The organism is Streptomyces sp. NPDC085946 (assembly GCF_044540485.1).
GTDB lineage: Bacteria > Actinomycetota > Actinomycetes > Streptomycetales > Streptomycetaceae > Streptomyces.
This window is the reverse complement of record NZ_JBITSF010000020.1, coordinates 16,352-33,058: the sequence shown is the minus strand read 5'-3', so window position 1 is coordinate 33,058 and position 16,707 is coordinate 16,352. Positions and strand designations below refer to the sequence as shown.

Sequence of the window (16,707 nt, the reverse complement as noted above, 5' to 3'; positions counted from 1 at the left end):
TGTCACACTCCGCAGACTACCGCTCACAGCCCGAAGCGACGCTGGAGGTCTCCCAGCTGTCCGGGAAGGCGCGGTCCCCCGGGCTGCTGCCCCTGACCTCCGGGCACCCCGCCGCCGGGCACGCCGGCGTGCGGCGGAACCGCACCCGTGGCCTGCTCGGGCATCAGCGTCTCGGACGACTGCAGCAGCACCGTGCCGGCCCCCACGAACTCGAACTGGTGCTCCTCCCCGGAGGCCCCGCCGAGCCCCGTCAGCGCACGTAGACCGCCCATGACGCCGGTCATGTACCCGTGGTCGTAGTGATGGCACGGCGAGGGGCAGTCGGCCCAGCCGACGAGCGCCTGCGGGTCCACCCGGACCGGGGGTTCCATGAACACCACCGGGCCGTTAGATGCGGCGACGAACTTCCCGGTTCCGATCAGCGTCAGAAAACCCGGCACGATCGACTGCTTCAGCGACAGACTTGGCTGAAAAGCGAGCAGATTGCCCGAGCGAATGGTCAGATTGCCGTCTTCGAGGTCGTACGAGTTCACGTCGAAGGCCCGGTCGGCGAGGAGCATCTTGCCCGAGCCCTCGGCCACCACCCAGTCGCTCGCGTGCAGTGGCGAATGGAACGAGGTGCGCACGAGCCGGTCGAGCCGGCCGTGTCCGACGCCGTTGAAGTCGATCGTCCCGTAGTAGGCGATCATCTTCCCCTTCTGCAGGAACCACTGGCTCCCCTTGAGCTCCACGCAGAAGGCGTACGGGTTCACGTTGTCGTCGGCGGGCAGGGTCGCCGGGTCGAAGACCGCCGGGCCGGCGGCCGGCGTTCCGTAGGTGCTCACAGCTTCTCCTCCGAGGCCTGGACGTACACCGCACCGCTGCCGCTGAGCTCCAGCTGGAACGCCTCGCCGGAGCCGCGGCCCACCATGTCCCGCCAGCCCAGCGCCGTGGACAGCTTGTTGCGGACGTCGCCGTGGTGGGCGACGTAGGCCTGCGGGTCGACGTGCACCGGGCGCTGCGGGGTGATCGGGATCTCGAAGACGCCGCCGTGCGCCATGACGGCGACCGCGCCGTGGCCCTGCAGCGTGGTCGTGAACAGTCCCTGGCCGGTGACCTGGCCGCGGACCATGCCCATGACCCCGCCCTGCGAGCCCAGGAACATCGTGCCCTGCCGGAGCGTGCCCTCGAAGGCCAGCAGGCGGTCCGCCTCGACGTACAGGGTGTCGCCGGCGAGGTTGATCACGTGGACGTGGTGGCCGCCGTGCCCGAACAGGACCGTGCCGCTGCCCTCGACGGTCATCAGCGGGGTGTCCTCGTCCGCGACCCGGCGGCCGATCATCGACATCACCCCGCCCTGGCCGCCGGCCGTGTTGGGGGTGAAGGCGACCTCGCCCCGGTAGGCGAGCATCGCGCCGCGCTGGCTGAACAGCCGCTGCCCGGGCGCCACGGTCGCCTCGACCATCTTCGCGTTGATCTCCCGGAAGGTCATGTCACACGTCCCCCGCGATCGTGTTCCGCTCGCTCGGCTGCACGTACACCAGCCCGTCCCCCTCGAACCGCATCTGGAAGGCCTCGCCGCCGCCCTCCCCGAGCAACGTGCGGAACGTCACACCGGACTGGAAGGACTGCCGCAGGTTCCCCTGGTGCGCCACGTAGGCGCCGGGGTCGACGGTCAGCGGGTACGCGGGGCTGACCCGCAGCACCACCGCGGGGCCGTCCGAGACGATCGCCGCCTGCCCCTGGCCCTCCACGGTCGTGGTGAACAGCCCGTTGCCCTGGGAGGCGCCGCGCAGGCCCGTGAAACTGGTGCCGGTGCGCAGCCCGCCGTCGGTGGCGAGCAGGTTGCTCGACTCCACGTACAGCGTGTCGCCCTGGAGCCGCACCAGGTTGATCTCGGAGGCCCGGTCCGCGAACCAGCAGGTCCCCCGCCCCTTCACCTCCATCAAGGTCATCTGCTCGCCGGTCAGCCGCCGGGTCACCATGCCCCGGATGCCCTCGCCGCCGCCGCTGAGCTTCTTGAAGGCCATCTCGCCGTCGTACGCCACCATCGCACCGTTCTTCGCCTTCACGGCGTCCCCGGTCATGTCGACGGCGAGCACCTTGCTGCTCTGAAGTCGGAACATCGCCACGCCTGTGAAGGTAGCCCGCCGGGCGGGCCGGCGCACAGGTCCTCCGGGTGGAGCGGAACCCCGAGCGGACCCTGAGCGCATCCCCGGGGGCCGCCTTTGCCACAATGGGGGAACGCTTGTGCGCGCGTTCACAAGCCGACCGCCGTCTCTCCCTCCGAAGGTGATCCGTGGACCTCAAGACCGCCACCGCCCTCCGTCGCCTCCGCCTGGTCTCGGGCCCCGAGGCGATCTCGTTCCTGCTGCTGCTCGTCTGCTCGGTACTGAAGCGGACCACGGACTTCAACGCCGTGCCGGTGATGGGCATGGTCCACGGCGTGCTGTTCGTCCTGTACGTCGTCTTCTGGGCGGACGCCTGGAACCGCGCCAAGTGGCCGCTGGGGACCGCCGCCCTGTACTTCGTCCTCTCCGTGCTGCCCGCCGGCGGCTTCTTCGCCGACCGCCGGCTGCGCCGGGAGACCGAGGACGCGGTCATCGCCTCGCGCGCCCGCCGGGAAGGGGTCGTGAAGGCATGATCGTCGCCTTCTCCGTGACGCCGCTGGGCGTCGGCGAGGACGTGGGGGAGTACGTCGCCGACGCCGTCCGCGTGGTGCGCGCGTCGGGGCTGCCCCACCGCACCGACGCGATGTTCACCTCGATCGAGGGCGAGTGGGACGAGGTCATGGACGTCGTCCGGCGTGCCGTCGCCGCGGTCGAGGCGCGGGCCCCGCGGGTGTCCCTGGTCCTCAAGGCGGACATCCGCCCCGGGGTGACGGACGGGCTCACGTCCAAGGTGGAGACCGTGGAGCGGTATCTCGCCGAGTAGCCGGGGGCGAGTGCCGCCGGCGCGGGCAGGGGCGCGGCTCGGGCCGCCCCCTGCCCGGCCCCTTCTCCGGCGCCTCCCCGACGCCGGCGGCCGTCGCCGGGCGCCGGCGGGAGAACCGTCCCGGACCGAAGGGCGAGACAGGGCTGACCGGCATATGACCGGCCGGTAAGGTCGGGTGCGTGCCGAAGCCCCTCAGTCTCTCCTTCGACCCCATCACCCGCGCCGACGACCTGTGGAAGCAGCGCTGGGGAAACGTCCCGTCGATGGCCGCGATCACCTCGATCATGCGCGCGCAGCAGATCCTGCTCGCGGAGGTCGACGCGGTGGTCAAGCCGTACGGGCTGACGTTCGCGCGGTACGAGGCGCTGGTGCTGCTCACCTTCTCCAAGTCGGGCGAACTGCCGATGTCCAAGATCGGTGAGCGGCTCATGGTGCACCCCACGTCCGTGACGAACACCGTGGACCGCCTGGTGCGGTCCGGCCTGGTGGCCAAGCGGCCCAACCCCAACGACGGCCGCGGCACGCTCGCCACCATCACCGACAAGGGCCGCGAGGTCGTCGAGGCCGCCACCCGCGACCTGATGGCGATGGACTTCGGCCTCGGCTGCTACGACGCGGAGGAGTGCGCGGAGATCTTCGCGATGCTGCGCCCGCTGCGGATCGCGGCGGGCGACTTCACGGACGAGTGACCCCACCCGTCAATGACCGGCGGGCGGCTACCGCTTGCCGGTGGTGTGCCCGGGAGTGACGCGCGTAGACGGGGGGCGTCGCGTGCTCTGCCTGCCATCCTGTCAGCCGGACAAGATCCGGACGATCGCCGTCCGGATCTGCTGAGCACAGGGAGAGGCACGTGTTAAGTGTTCGGGAACGCGCTCGCGCCGTACTGGCGGCCGGGAGCGCCGCCGTGTTCGCCGCTGTGGTGACGCTGGGCGCTGCGGGGCCGGCGCACGCCAGTGCCACCGGGAGCACGGCGATCGGGACGTTCGAGTACGACGTCCGCGGCATGGGGGTCAAGGTGCCCGTCGGCTGCTTCTTCACCCACAGCATCAAGGGTTCGGGCAAGCGCATCGAAAGCCAGCTCGCGGGCGTCGACTGCGCCGGTCTCGCCGCGGCGTTCTCCAGTTTCTGCAACTGGAGGATCGACTTCTCCTACGCGGACACCGACAACCGGACGTACCGGACGTCGCGTGGTGCGACCCGTCCGGAGTGCAAGGGCGACCCCTTGCGGCGGGCCGGGGCGCGGATGCTGCCGAAGTACGGCAAGGCGTGTGCGAAGTTCCACGTCAACGGCAAGCTCCGCGCCGTCCAGTGCCACTACATCACCAGGTGAGCCGCCGCCCGCCGTGGTGGGCGGCGGTGTTCAGGCCGCGGCGGGCTTCGGGGCCGTGCCGCCCGTGATGAGCGGCTCCACCTCGCGGGTCACGCGGCGCTCGACGAAGAAGGCGGCGGTCGGGACGGTGCCGGCGAGCAGGACCCACAGGAGCCGCGGGACCGGCATCTTCGCCTTGTTGCCGAGGTCGAACGCGAAGATCAGGTACAGCACGTACAGCCAGCCGTGGGCGATGCCGACCACCGTGACGAACCCGTCGAACCCGTCCAGGCCCAGCAGGCGCTTTCCGATGACGCCCACCGTCAGCAGGATCAGCAGGACGGCGGTGACGTAAGCCATCACCCGGTACCGGGTCAGGACGCTCTTCTTCATGGCGTCGAGCGTAACCGGTGCGCCCCGGCACTCCGCGCGCACGTCCGGCCCCGTACCCCTAGGCATTTACTTGGACGTCCTAGTAAATTCGGAGGCATGGACGCTGACGTCATAGAGGAGGGCCGCCGTCGGTGGCAGGCCCGGTACGACGGCGCGCGGAAGCGCGACGCTGACTTCACCACGCTCTCCGGGGACCCCGTGGAGCCGGTGTACGGGCCGCGGCCCGGGGACCGGTACGAGGGGTTCGAGCGGATCGGGTGGCCGGGGGAGTTCCCCTTCACCCGCGGGCTGTACCCGACCGGCTACCGCGGGCGTACGTGGACCATCCGGCAGTTCGCCGGGTTCGGGAACGCCGAGCAGACCAACGAGCGCTACAAGATGATCCTCCGCAACGGCGGGGGCGGGCTCTCGGTCGCCTTCGACATGCCGACGCTGATGGGGCGCGACTCCGACGACCCGCGCTCGCTGGGCGAGGTCGGGCACTGCGGGGTGGCGATCGACTCGGCCGCCGACATGGAGGTGCTGTTCCGGGACATCCCGCTCGGCGACGTGACGACGTCCATGACGATCAGCGGGCCGGCCGTGCCCGTGTTCTGCATGTACCTGGTCGCCGCGGAGCGGCAGGGCGTCGACCACGCCGTGCTCAACGGCACGCTGCAGACCGACATCTTCAAGGAGTACATCGCCCAGAAGGAGTGGCTCTTCCAGCCGGAGCCGCACCTGCGCCTGATCGGCGACCTGATGGAGTACTGCGCGGCCGGCATCCCCGCCTACAAGCCGCTGTCCGTCTCCGGCTACCACATCCGCGAGGCCGGGGCGACGGCCGCGCAGGAGCTGGCGTACACGCTGGCCGACGGGTTCGGCTACGTCGAGCTGGGGCTCAGCCGCGGGCTGGACGTGGACGTCTTCGCGCCCGGGCTGTCCTTCTTCTTCGACGCGCACGTGGACTTCTTCGAGGAGATCGCCAAGTTCCGTGCCGCGCGCCGCATCTGGGCCCGCTGGATGCGCGACGTGTACGGCGCGAAGAGCGAGAAGGCGCAGTGGCTGCGGTTCCACACGCAGACGGCCGGCGTCTCGCTGACCGCGCAGCAGCCGTACAACAACGTGGTGCGGACCGCGGTGGAGGCGCTGGCGGCCGTGCTGGGCGGCACCAACTCGCTGCACACCAACGCCCTCGACGAGACCCTGGCGCTGCCGAGCGAGCAGGCCGCCGAGATCGCGCTGCGCACCCAGCAGGTGCTGATGGAGGAGACCGGGGTCGCCAACGTCGCGGACCCGCTGGGCGGTTCGTGGTACGTCGAGCAGCTGACGGACCGGATCGAGGCCGACGCCGAGAAGATCTTCGACCGGATCAAGGAGCGGGGGCTGCGGGCGCACCCCGACGGACAGCACCCGATCGGGCCGGTCACCTCCGGGATCCTGCGCGGCATCGAGGACGGCTGGTTCACCGGGGAGATCGCCGAGTCGGCGTTCCACTACCAGCAGGCGCTGGAGAAGGGCGACAAGAAGGTCGTCGGCGTCAACTGCCACACCGGCTCCGTCACCGGTGACCTGGAGATCCTGCGGGTCAGCCACGAGGTCGAGCGCGAGCAGGTGCGCGTGCTGCGCGAGCGGAAGGCCGCCCGGGACGAGGCCCGGGTGCGCGCCGCGCTCGACGCGATGGTGGCGGCGGCCCGGTCCGAGGCCAACATGATCGAGCCCATGCTGGAGGCCGTACGGGCCGAGGCGACGCTCGGCGAGATCTGCGGGGTGCTGCGGGACGAGTGGGGCGTGTACACGGAGCCGGCCGGCTTCTAGCGCCCCGGAGCCGGGGCGGTGTGCCGGGGGCGGCGGGGCGACCGGCCCGCCGCCCCCGCACGCGTACCGGGCCGTCCGCCGCCCCTACGCGGGTCCGCTCGCCCCGGCCAGCCCCAGCAGCAGCACCCGCGCGAAACCGCGCACCCACTCCTCGTCCGCCGGTTCCGCGCTCACCAGCGTGCGGTGCACCACCGCGCCCGCCACCATGTCGAAGATGAGGTCCGCCGTGCGGGCCGCCGTCGCGGGGTCGTCCTCGGGCGGCAGCTCGCCGCGCCGCTGGGCCCGCGCCCGGCCCTCCAGGACCAGCCGCTTCTGGCGCTCGACGATCGAGGCGCGGATGCGCTCGCGCAGGGCGTCGTCCCGGGTCGACTCCGCCACCACCGCCATCAGCCCGCTCTTCGCCTCCGGGCGGGCCAGGATCGCCGCGAACTGCAGGACCACGCCCTCGATGTCGGCGGCGAGGCTGCCGCGGTCGGGCAGGCGCAGTTCGTCGAAGAGTTCCGCGACCGCGTCCACCACCAGCTCGTTCTTGCCCGCCCAGCGGCGGTAGAGGGTCGTCTTCGCCACCCCGGCGCGCGCCGCCACGTCGCCCAACGTCAGCTTGGACCAGCCCAGTTCCACCAGGGCCTCGCGCGTCGCGGCCAGGATCGCCGCGTCGGCGGCGGCGCTGCGCGGACGGCCAGCGCGGACGGCGGGGGTGCGGCGGTGCATCCCCCGACCTTATCCGGGCACCGTCCGGCGGGAACCGGCCGTTCGGGCGCGGCCGTGAGGGAGATCACCGGAGACCGGTGTCCCGGCGGCCCCCCGTGCCATTACGCTACGACCCGTAGCGAAAGCACGTGCGACCGACGTGCCCGAGCGACGACCACAGACGGCGTGGGGTGGGGACCCGGCGCCGAACACCACGCGGCAGGCCCGGCTTTCACGCCGTTTTTCACACACGCGCGCAGGACGGGGGAGGATAGACGCATGCAGCCACGGAACATGTCCATGAGCGGAGTCGTCGACCTCGCCGCGGTGAAGGCGGCCCAGGAGGCCAAGGCCAAGGCGGAGCAGGCGCGCGCCCAAGCGGCCCGGCAGGGCGGGACCGGGGGCGTCTCCCCGGCCGATCTCGTCATCGACGTCAGCGAGGCCACCTTCGAGCGCGACGTCCTCCAGCGGTCCACCGAGGTCCCGGTCGTCATCGACTTCTGGGCCGAGTGGTGCCAGCCCTGCAAGCAGCTGAGCCCCGTCCTGGAGCGGCTCACCGTCGAGTACAACGGGCGCGTCCTCCTCGCCAAGATCGATGTCGACGCCAACCAGATGCTGATGCAGCAGTTCGGCGTCCAGGGGATCCCGGCCGTCTTCGCGGTGGTGGCCGGCCAGGCCCTGCCGCTCTTCCAGGGCGCCGCGGGGGAGGCGCAGATCCGCGAGACCCTCGACCAGCTGGTCGCGGTCGCCGAGCAGCGCTTCGGCCTGACCGGCCTCGTCGTCGACCCGGAGGCCGAGCCGGGCGCCCGCCCCGCCGCCGAGAGCGTGCCGGAGGGGCCGTACGACGCACTGCTGGAGGCCGCCGTCCGGGCGCTGGACGCGGGGGACCTGGGCGGTGCCGTCCAGGCGTACAAGAACGTGCTGAGCGAGGACCCCGGCAACGAGGAGGCCAAGCTGGGCCTCGCGCAGGCCGAACTGCTCCAGCGGGTGCAGGGGCTCGACCCGCAGCAGGTGCGCAAGGCCGCCGCGGAGCAGCCGGGCGACGCGCAGGCGCAGATCGCCGCCGCCGACCTGGACCTGGTGGGCGGTCACGTCGAGGACGCCTTCGGGCGGCTCATCGACACCGTGAGGCGCACCGCGGGTGACGACCGGGACGCCGTACGGGTGCGGCTCCTGGAGCTGTTCGAGGTGGTCGGCGCCGACGACCCGCGGGTGACCGCGGCGCGCCGGGCGCTGGCACGCGCCCTGTTCTGAGCAGGACGGCGGCCCCCTTCCCCGGGGCGGCCGCCCTCCGCCGGACCGGTGGGACGCGAGGGAGAACACGGTCCGTGAAGGGCCACTGCGGCCGCGCTTTGCCAAATCTTGGCAATCGCGGCCGCTGTTACTTCGAGTAAGTCACCGGCGTTGGTCTGTCGGATTCTGTCCAACGATCAATAGTTTTGTCCCGGCACCTGAGGCCACCCAGTGTCGCCGGTCGAGACCTGCGGGTCGTCCATCGGTTATCCGGCCGTTACTAGCGAGTAACGAACCCCCTTGTGCGGGCGGCGAGAATGCACCACGATCGGCGACGCTCGGTCCATCGCCCGTTCCCCGACAGCCGGTCGGGTCACGGGAATCCTGGGTCCCCACCGAGCAGGGCCGGCGGCAGTGACGCCGGCCCTCGGACAGGGGGGTCTTCGCCCGCTCGGCGAAGCCTGTCCACAGCAGGGTTGTGCGTGATGCGTGTCAGGCGCGACCAGTGGTTGTCGCTCGGGGGTGATCGCCGGTGATTCGGGCGCGTTGTGCGCCGCCGAGCGCGGGCGCTCTCCTTCCCGAGGACGTAGCACTTCTCCCATCCCTGCCGGCTGCGCCGCTTCCCGCGGTGAGCCAGGTCAGGAGATGTACGTCCGAGAAGGAGGAAATATGGAGTCCCAGGTGCGTGGCGGGACCAGATGGAAGCGGTTCGCTGTGGTCATGGTGCCCAGCGTCGCCGCGACGGCCGCGATAGGGGTCGCCCTCGCGCAGGGCGCCCTGGCCGCGTCGTTCAGCGTCTCCGGCCAGTCGTTCAAGGTCACCACCGATGAGCTCGTCGGTACGGGCTTCTCGCAGTACGGCGCCCTTGACGAGGGGTACACCCTCAGCGGTAACAAGACGGTTCACCCCGTCGCGGTCTCCGCGTTCAAGCAGGCGACGATCAAGTCCCTGTGCCAGTCGGTCGTGACGCCCGACATCCCGGTGCTCGGCAACGTCAGCCTCATCCTGCGGGCCGGTCAGGGCGCGACGCCGGTGGAGGCCGAGAACCTCTACATCGACGTCGCCGACCTGAGCGCCGACGCGACGTTCACGAACATCGACATCGGTGTGGCCGCCAAGGACGCCACCAAGGGTCCGGGCATGAAGGGCGGCAAGGAGCAGGCCAACCCCTTCGGGTTCGCCCAGCAGGCCGAGAAGGCCGTTCTGAAGGACGTGAAGCAGACGGCGTGGGCGACCACCGCCGGAACCTTCAAGCTCAGCGGCCTGAAGATGTCGCTCTCGACGGGTGTCAAGGAGTGCTACTAAGCACTCCGTGACGGGCGGGGGAGCCGGTGGCGCCCCCGCCCGTCCACCTTCCGGCCGCGCCTCCACGCGCGGCGCACATCACCACCACAGCAATGCCGTACCAGGGAGCTGTTTTCCATGAGCGCCGAGACTCCTGCCGCAACCGGCCAGTTCACCCGCCGGAGGCTGCAGTTCCGCGTCTGGCGGGGCCAGCGGCCGTTCTGGGCCGGTCTGTTCATCATGCTCGGCGGCCTCCCCATCGCCTACTTCCCGTACGCGAACCTCCAGATCGGGCACCTGACGCTGGCGATGGCCACCACCGCGGGCGCGGGGTCCCTGATCATCGGCGTGCTGCTCGTGGTCCTGGGCGTCAGCCTGTGGTTCCAGAAGCACGTCCGCGTCTTCGCGGGGGTCGCGGCGATCCTGCTGGCGCTGGTGTCCATCCCCGTGTCCAACCTCGGCGGCTTCCTCATCGGCTTCCTCCTCGCGCTGGTCGGCGGGGCGATGGCCGTGTCCTGGGCGCCGGGCGCGGAGTCCGCGCCGGAGCCGGCGCGGCAGTTCGGCGCGGGCCGGGGCGGTGTCCCGGTGAGCGGCGGCGCTCCCGGGGGAGCGGACGCGCCCGCGGAGGAGGGCCCCGGCACCACGGTCCTGAGCAAGTCCCGGGACGGGGCGGGCGGGCCGAACGATCTGTCAGGAACGAGCCCGGCCAACGGGGCGAACGGGAGGCACAGTGCCGGCTGACGAGGTGACCCGCGGGACCGACGTGGGACCGTCCCGTGCGAGAACCGGGCCGCGCCACGCGGCACCCAAGAAGCCGCTGTTCACCCGGTTCCACATGCCGGCCGGGAAGGCGATAGCCCTGGCGGCGATGCCGACGGCGGTCCTCATGGGGATGGGGTTCACGCCGACGCTCGCCGTCGCCGACGGCGACGCCTCCGCGAAGCCGTCGTCGAACAGCCTGACGGCCGAGGAGTACAAGGACTGCGTGGCGGCCCTGGAGGAGGACGGCAAGGACGGCGCCTCCGCGTCGCCCACCCCGTCGCCCTCGGCGAGCGCGAGCGAGAGCGCCCCGGACGGCGAGGACGGCGAGGACGGCGCGCAGCCGGGCCCCTCGGCCTCCGCGGGCGGTCCGGGCGGGGACGCGGCCGGGTCCACCGGTCCGGCCGGGTCCACCGGCTCGGCGGGTTCCGCCGGTCCGCCCTCTTCGTCGGATTCAGGTTCCGACGACGAGGCCGGCCCCGCGCCCGCGCCGAGCGAGCCGGCCTCCGGCGGCGGCACGGCGGCCACGCCGTCCCCGTCGCCCTCGGAGGACGGCGGGAACCTGCTGGAGGGCATCGGCGACGCCATCACCGGCATCCTCGACGGCGGCGGCACGTCCACGGCGGCCCCGAGCCCCACGCCGTCCGCCTCCGCCTCGCCCTCCCCAGAGACGCCGGAGAGCGGGGAGAGCGCCGGAGCGGACCCGTCCGACCCGGTGAAGGACGTGCCCGGAGAAACCGCGGACCCGTCCGGCGACACCCCCGGCGACACCGCCGGCACGCCGACCGGCGCGGCCGGGGACCCCGCGGAGGAGGCCGGCGAGGCGGTCGGGGAGACGGCCGGGGCCACCGCCTCCGCGAGCCCGAGCCCGTCCGGGAGCTCCACCACGGACCCCGACGACTGCCCGGTCGCCACGGACGCCGAGGGCGGTGTCGACAACACCGTCCCGCTGCCCGACGACCCGTGGTACCTCCAGGCCAGCTCACTGCTGCTGAAGGGCGCCGACTACCAGGGCATCGTCGAGGTGAGGACGGCCAACGGCACCGTCAAGAAGGTGCTGAAGTACGTCATATCCGACGGCACCGACATCGGGGACCTGCACCAGCTGGTCGACGACAAGCAGTCCGGCAAGACCTACCACGTGCAGGCGGCCAAGGGCTCGACGTCCACGATCACCGGCGGCGACACCATCATGTACACGGAGAGCATCTCCGGGAACCTGCTCGGCCTGATACCGGTCACCTTCGACCCGGAGAACCCGCCGCCGCTGAACATCCCGCTGATCTACTTCACCGACGTGAAGGTCACGCAGGCCGGCCAGTTCGGCGGGACCCTGCACGTGCCCGGGCTGCACCAGTACACCACCGGCTGACGGGCCGCAGCCGGGCCGCCGCAGAGCCACTCCGGGAGCCGCACGGCCTGAGGGCGCCCCCTGTCCCAGGGGGCGCCCTCAGCGCCGTACGGGGCCGCGCGCCTCGACGGCGGCCCGGGGAAGGTCAGTTCGCGGCACCCAGGTGGTGGACGCGGACCATGTTGGTGGTGCCGGGGACGCCGGGCGGCGAACCGGCCGTGATCACCACGACGTCGCCCTCGCTGAACGTCCCCATCTTGAGGATCTCCTGGTCCACGATCTGGACCATCTCGTCGGTGCTGTTGACGAACGGCACGACGTGCGGCTCCACGCCCCAGCTCAGCGTCATCTGGTTGCGGGTGGACTCGTCCGTGGTGAACGCGATGATCGGCTGGGCGGCGCGGTAGCGGCACAGGCGGCGGGCGGTGTCGCCGGACTGGGTGAAGGCCACCAGGCCCTTGCCGCCGAGGAAGTCCGCGATCTCGCAGGCCGCGCGGGCCACCGAACCGCCCTGCGTGCGGGGCTTCTTGCCCGGCACCAGCGGCTGCAGGCCCCGGGACAGCAGCTCCTGCTCGGCCGCCTGGACGATCTTCGACATCGTCCGCACGGTCTCGAGCGGGTACGCGCCCACGCTCGACTCGGCGGACAGCATCACCGCGTCGGCGCCGTCCAGGATCGCGTTGGCCACGTCGGAGGCCTCGGCGCGGGTCGGACGGGAGTTGGTGATCATCGACTCCATCATCTGGGTCGCCACGATCACCGGCTTGGCGTTGCGCCGGCACAGCTCGATCAGGCGCTTCTGCACCATGGGGACCTTCTCGAGCGGGTACTCGACGGCGAGGTCGCCGCGCGCGACCATCACGCCGTCGAACGCCATCACGACGTCCTCCATGTTCTGCACCGCCTGCGGCTTCTCCACCTTGGCGATGACCGGGACCCGGCGGCCCTCCTCGTCCATCACGCGGTGCACGTCGGCGACGTCCTTGGCGTCCCGGACGAAGGACAGCGCGACCAGGTCGCAGCCCATCCGCAGGGCGAACCGCAGGTCCTCGATGTCCTTCTCGGACAGCGCCGGGACGTTGACGGCCGCGCCGGGCAGGTTGATGCCCTTGTGGTCGGAGATGACACCGCCCTCGATGACGATCGTCCGCACCCGCGGACCCTCGACCTCGACGACCTTCAGCTCGACGTTGCCGTCGTTGATCAGGACCTGGTCGCCCTTGGCCACGTCGCCGGGCAGGCCCTTGTAGGTCGTCCCGCAGATCGTCTTGTCGCCCGGGACGTCCTCGGTGGTGATGGTGAACTCGTCACCGCGCACCAGCTCGACGGGACCCTCGGCGAAGGTCTCCAGGCGGATCTTCGGGCCCTGCAGGTCGGCGAGGACACCGATGGCCCGGCCGGTCTCCTCGGCGGCGGCACGGAGGCGGTCGTACCGCCCCTGGTGCTCGGCGTGCGTGCCGTGGCTGAAGTTGAAGCGGGCCACGTTCATGCCGGCTTCGATCAGCGACACGAGCTGCTCGTGGGAGTCGACCGCGGGGCCGAGAGTACAGACGATTTTCGAACGGCGCATGGGGCGATCCTATCGGTTTGTTTCGCTGCGGAATATTCCGTCTGGCGGAAAATACAAAAGGGCGGGATGCCGCTCAGGTGAGATTGTCCGAGTCCTTTACCAGCGCGTAGGTCTGCGTCGCGATCTCCAATTCCTCGTCCGTCGGCACCACGGCGACCTTCACCCGGGCGTCGTCGGGCGAGATGAGCCGCGGCCCGTCCCCCCGTACCCCGTTCCGCTCGGGGTCCACCGCCAGGCCCAGCGCCTCCAGGCCCGCCACGGCGGCCTCCCGCACCGGCGCCGCGTTCTCGCCGACCCCGGCGGTGAAGGCGACCGCGTCCACCCGCCCGAGAACGGCGTAATAGGCGCCGATGTACTTCTTCAGCCGGTGAATGTAGATGTCGAAGGCCAGCTTCGCCCGCTCGTCGCCCTCGTCGACGCGGCGGCGGATCTCCCGCATGTCGTTGTCACCGCACAGACCGATCAGTCCGCTCTTCTTGTTGAGAAGAGTGTCGATCTCGTCGGTGGACATTCCGCCGACACGCATCAAATGGAAGATGACGGCCGGGTCCATGTCTCCGGAACGCGTACCCATCACCAGCCCCTCCAAAGGCGTCAGCCCCATGGAGGTGTCCACGCACCGCCCGCCCCGCACGGCCGAGGCGGACGCCCCGTTGCCCAGGTGCAGCACGATCACGTTGACCTCGGAGGGGTCCTTGCCCAGCAGCCGCGCCGTCGCCCGGGAGACGTACGCGTGCGAGGTGCCGTGGAAGCCGTAGCGGCGGATGCGGTGCGCGTCGGCGGTCTCGACGTCGATGGCGTACCGGGCGGCCGACTCCGGCATCGTCGTGTGGAAGGCGGTGTCGAAGACGGCGACCTGCGGCAGGTCGGGGCGCAGCGCCCGGGCGGTGCGGATGCCGGTGAGGTTGGCCGGGTTGTGCAGCGGCGCCACCGGGATCAGCCGCTCGATCTCGGCGAGCACGGCGTCGTCGATCACGGTCGGCTCGGTGAACCGCTTGCCGCCGTGCACCACCCGGTGCCCGATCGCGGCCAGCTCGGGGGAGTCCAGGCCGAGCCCGTCGGCGGCGAGCTCCTCGGCCACGGCCTTCAGGGCGGCGTCGTGGTCGGCGATCGGCGCGGTGCGCTCCCGGGTCCCGCCGCCGGTGTGCAGCGGGGTGTGCTTGAGCCGGGAGGTCTCCTCGCCGATCCGCTCGACGAGCCCCGCCGCCAGCCGGCCGTTGCCGCGCATGTCCAGCAGCTGGTACTTCACCGACGAGGAGCCGGAGTTGAGGACGAGGACGCGGGTGGGACTCACGGGGTGGCTGCCTTCTCGCTCGGGGACTGGTCGGAGGACTGGGCCTGGATCGCCGTGATGGCGACGGTGTTGACGATGTCCTGGACGAGGGCGCCCCGGGACAGGTCGTTGACCGGCTTGCGCAGGCCCTGGAGCACCGGGCCGACGGCGATCGCGCCCGCCGAGCGCTGCACGGCCTTGTAGGTGTTGTTGCCGGTGTTCAGGTCGGGGAAGATCAGCACGGTCGCCTGCCCGGCGACCTCGGAGTCCGGCAGCTTGGTCGCCGCGACCGAGGGCTCCACGGCCGCGTCGTACTGGATCGGCCCCTCGATGCGCAGGTCGGGCCGGCGGGCGCGCACCAGCTCGGTGGCCGCGCGGACCTTGTCGACGTCGGCGCCGGAGCCGGAGGTGCCGGTGGAGTACGACAGCATCGCGATGCGCGGCTCCACGCCGAACCGGGCGGCGGTCGCCGCCGACTGGATGGCGATGTCGGCGAGCTGCTCGGCGTCCGGGTCCGGGTTGACCGCGCAGTCGCCGTAGACGAGCACCTTGTCGGCCAGGCACATGAAGAACACCGACGAGACGATGGAGGCGTCCGGGTTCGTCTTGATGATCTCGAAGGCGGGCCGGATGGTCGCGGCCGTGGAGTGCACCGAGCCCGACACCATGCCGTCGGCGAGCCCCTCCTGGACCATCAGCGTGCCGAAGTAGTTCACGTCGGAGACCACGTCGTAGGCCAGCTCCACGGTGACGCCCTTGTGGGCGCGCAGCGCCGCGTACTTCTCGGCGAAGGCGTCGCGCAGCTCGCTGGTGGCCGGGTCGATGAGGTGGCACCCGCCGAGGTCGATGCCGAGGTCGGCGGCCTTCTTGCGGATCTGGTCGACCGGGCCGAGCAGGGTCAGGTCGCACACGCCCCGGCGCAGCAGCACCTCGGCGGCGTGCAGCACGCGCGCCTCCGTGCCCTCCGGGAGCACGACGCGGCGCAGGTCGGTGCGGGCCTGCTCCAGCAGCTGGTGCTCGAACATCATCGGCGTGACGCGGCCGCTGCGGGGCGCGGAGACCCGCTTGTTCAGGTCGGCGGTGTCGACGTACCGCTCGAAGAGGCCGAGCGCGGTCTCCGCCTTGCGCGGGGTGGCCGCGTTGAGCTTGCCCTCCAGGGAGGCCAGGTGCTCGGCGGTGGGGAAGCTGTTGCCGGGCACCGAGACGACCGGGGTGCCCGGGGCGAGGCGGGCGGCCAGGGTGAGGACGTCGTCGCCCGGCACCTCGTCGAGGGTGAGCAGCACGCCGGCTATCGGCGGGGTGCCGGCGCTGTGCGCGGCGAGCGAGCCGACCACCAGGTCCGCGCGGTCGCCGGGGGTGACGACCAGGCAGCCCGGGGTCAGGGCGTTCAGGAAGTTCGGCAGCATCGCGCCGCCGAAGACGAAGTCGAGCACGTCGCGGGCCAGCCCGGAGTCGTCGCCGAGCACCACCCTGGCGCCGAGGGCCTGGACGATCTGGCTGACGGTCGGCGCGGACAGCGCGGGCTCGTCGGGCAGCACGTAGCAGGGCACCGGGAGCCGTCCGGCGAGCTGTTCGGCGATCCCGTCCCGGTCCTCGCGGGCCACCCGGTTGGTGACCATGGCGAGGACGTCGCAGCCCAGGGTGTCGTAGGCGCGGTAGGCGTTGCGGGTCTCGGCGAGCACCGACTCGGCGGTCTGCCGCCGCCCGCCCACGACGGGGATGACGGACGCGCCGAACTCGTTGGCCAGCCGGGCGTTCAGCGACAGCTCGTCCGGGAGCTGGGTGCCGGCGTAGTCCGTGCCGAGCACGAGGACGACGTCGTAGTCGCGGGCGACCCGGTGGAAGCGCTCGACGAGGGTGGCCACCAGCTCGTCCGTGCCGCGCTCGGCCTGCAGGGCGGACGCCTCGTGGTAGTCCATGCCGTAGACGGTGGCCGGGTCCTGCGAGAGCCGGTAGCGGGCCCGCAACAGCTCGAAGAGGCGGTCGGGACCGTCGTGGACGAGCGGCCGGAACACCCCCACCCGGTCCACCTGCCGGGTCAGGAGTTCCATGACCCCCAGCTCCACGACCTGGCGGCCGTCGCCGCGGTCGATTCCGGTCACGTACACGCTGCGGGTCACGCGTGCTCTCCGTTT

17 protein-coding genes are annotated in these 16,707 nt (G+C 71.6%); 9 read left to right on the top strand and 8 right to left on the bottom strand.

Going from position 1 to position 16,707, the window contains the following annotated elements; genetic code table 11:
• Positions 1–23 precede the first annotated feature (23 nt).
• The 3 genes from ACIF8T_RS30835 to ACIF8T_RS30825 are packed head-to-tail and all read right to left on the bottom strand — an operon-like array spanning position 24 to position 2,105.
• A complete protein-coding gene (locus ACIF8T_RS30835; RefSeq protein WP_400039491.1) occupies positions 24–824 on the bottom strand; it encodes an AIM24 family protein in 801 nt (266 codons plus the stop codon).
• Positions 821–1,471 carry an AIM24 family protein gene (locus tag ACIF8T_RS30830; RefSeq protein ID WP_400039489.1) on the bottom strand — a complete coding sequence of 217 codons (651 nt, stop codon included), beginning with the start codon at positions 1,469–1,471 and terminating at the stop codon, positions 821–823. The genes ACIF8T_RS30835 and ACIF8T_RS30830 overlap by 4 nt, the downstream gene beginning before the upstream one ends.
• Before the next feature lies 1 nt (position 1,472).
• Positions 1,473–2,105: an AIM24 family protein gene (locus ACIF8T_RS30825; RefSeq protein ID WP_400039661.1), complete on the bottom strand. Its 633-nt coding sequence runs from the start codon at positions 2,103–2,105 to the stop codon at positions 1,473–1,475.
• Positions 2,106–2,278: 173 nt separating this feature from the next.
• Between ACIF8T_RS30825 and ACIF8T_RS30820 the strand changes: the two genes are divergently transcribed.
• From ACIF8T_RS30820 to ACIF8T_RS30805, 4 genes are all read left to right on the top strand, one after another.
• Entirely contained in the window at positions 2,279–2,623 is a 345-nt protein-coding gene (locus ACIF8T_RS30820) for a DUF3817 domain-containing protein (RefSeq protein ID WP_400039488.1), read from the top strand.
• A complete protein-coding gene (locus tag ACIF8T_RS30815) occupies positions 2,620–2,913 on the top strand; it encodes an MTH1187 family thiamine-binding protein (protein WP_175523195.1) in 294 nt (97 codons plus the stop codon). Before ACIF8T_RS30820 ends, ACIF8T_RS30815 begins: the two co-directional genes overlap by 4 nt.
• A gap of 179 nt (positions 2,914–3,092) precedes the next feature.
• Positions 3,093–3,602 carry a MarR family winged helix-turn-helix transcriptional regulator gene (locus ACIF8T_RS30810; protein WP_400039487.1) on the top strand — a complete coding sequence of 170 codons (510 nt, stop codon included), beginning with the start codon at positions 3,093–3,095 and terminating at the stop codon, positions 3,600–3,602.
• A gap of 161 nt (positions 3,603–3,763) precedes the next feature.
• Positions 3,764–4,243 carry a hypothetical protein gene (locus ACIF8T_RS30805; RefSeq protein WP_400039486.1) on the top strand — a complete coding sequence of 160 codons (480 nt, stop codon included), beginning with the start codon at positions 3,764–3,766 and terminating at the stop codon, positions 4,241–4,243.
• A gap of 30 nt (positions 4,244–4,273) precedes the next feature.
• Here the strand turns inward: ACIF8T_RS30805 and ACIF8T_RS30800 are convergent, their stop codons facing one another.
• Positions 4,274–4,615, bottom strand: a complete 342-nt coding sequence (locus ACIF8T_RS30800) for a DUF3817 domain-containing protein (RefSeq protein WP_400039485.1) — start codon at positions 4,613–4,615, stop codon at positions 4,274–4,276.
• A 96-nt stretch (positions 4,616–4,711) separates the two neighbouring features.
• Here ACIF8T_RS30800 and ACIF8T_RS30795 point away from each other — a divergent pair, with 96 nt between their 5' ends.
• Positions 4,712–6,412, top strand: coding sequence for a methylmalonyl-CoA mutase (locus tag ACIF8T_RS30795; RefSeq protein WP_400039483.1), 1,701 nt, complete (start codon positions 4,712–4,714; stop codon positions 6,410–6,412).
• A gap of 84 nt (positions 6,413–6,496) precedes the next feature.
• Here ACIF8T_RS30795 and ACIF8T_RS30790 read toward each other — a convergent pair whose 3' ends face one another.
• Positions 6,497–7,123, bottom strand: coding sequence for a TetR/AcrR family transcriptional regulator (locus tag ACIF8T_RS30790; protein ID WP_400039482.1), 627 nt, complete (start codon positions 7,121–7,123; stop codon positions 6,497–6,499).
• A 258-nt stretch (positions 7,124–7,381) separates the two neighbouring features.
• On the opposite strand from ACIF8T_RS30790, the gene ACIF8T_RS30785 reads away from it, so the two are divergent.
• The 4 genes from ACIF8T_RS30785 (at position 7,382) to ACIF8T_RS30770 (ending at position 11,750) form a co-directional block, all read left to right on the top strand.
• Entirely contained in the window at positions 7,382–8,356 is a 975-nt protein-coding gene (locus ACIF8T_RS30785; protein ID WP_400039480.1) for a tetratricopeptide repeat protein, read from the top strand.
• Between the two features lie 648 nt (positions 8,357–9,004).
• Positions 9,005–9,640 carry a DUF6230 family protein gene (locus ACIF8T_RS30780; RefSeq protein ID WP_400039478.1) on the top strand — a complete coding sequence of 212 codons (636 nt, stop codon included), beginning with the start codon at positions 9,005–9,007 and terminating at the stop codon, positions 9,638–9,640.
• A 117-nt stretch (positions 9,641–9,757) separates the two neighbouring features.
• The gene (locus tag ACIF8T_RS30775; RefSeq protein ID WP_400039477.1) at positions 9,758–10,360 is read left to right on the top strand and encodes a DUF6114 domain-containing protein; all 603 of its coding nucleotides are present in this window, start codon (positions 9,758–9,760) and stop codon (positions 10,358–10,360) included.
• A complete protein-coding gene (locus ACIF8T_RS30770) occupies positions 10,350–11,750 on the top strand; it encodes a hypothetical protein (RefSeq protein WP_400039475.1) in 1,401 nt (466 codons plus the stop codon). The genes ACIF8T_RS30775 and ACIF8T_RS30770 overlap by 11 nt, the downstream gene beginning before the upstream one ends.
• Before the next feature lie 124 nt (positions 11,751–11,874).
• Here the strand turns inward: ACIF8T_RS30770 and pyk are convergent, their stop codons facing one another.
• The 3 genes from pyk to pta all read right to left on the bottom strand — a co-directional run bounded on the left by pyk (position 11,875) and on the right by pta (position 16,692).
• Positions 11,875–13,299 carry a pyruvate kinase gene (gene pyk / locus ACIF8T_RS30765; RefSeq protein ID WP_400039474.1) on the bottom strand — a complete coding sequence of 475 codons (1,425 nt, stop codon included), beginning with the start codon at positions 13,297–13,299 and terminating at the stop codon, positions 11,875–11,877.
• 73 nt (positions 13,300–13,372) lie between these two features.
• Entirely contained in the window at positions 13,373–14,593 is a 1,221-nt protein-coding gene (locus tag ACIF8T_RS30760; RefSeq protein ID WP_400039472.1) for an acetate kinase, read from the bottom strand.
• The gene (pta, locus tag ACIF8T_RS30755) at positions 14,590–16,692 is read right to left on the bottom strand and encodes a phosphate acetyltransferase (protein WP_400039470.1); all 2,103 of its coding nucleotides are present in this window, start codon (positions 16,690–16,692) and stop codon (positions 14,590–14,592) included. The genes ACIF8T_RS30760 and pta overlap by 4 nt, the downstream gene beginning before the upstream one ends.
• Positions 16,693–16,707 lie beyond the last annotated feature (15 nt).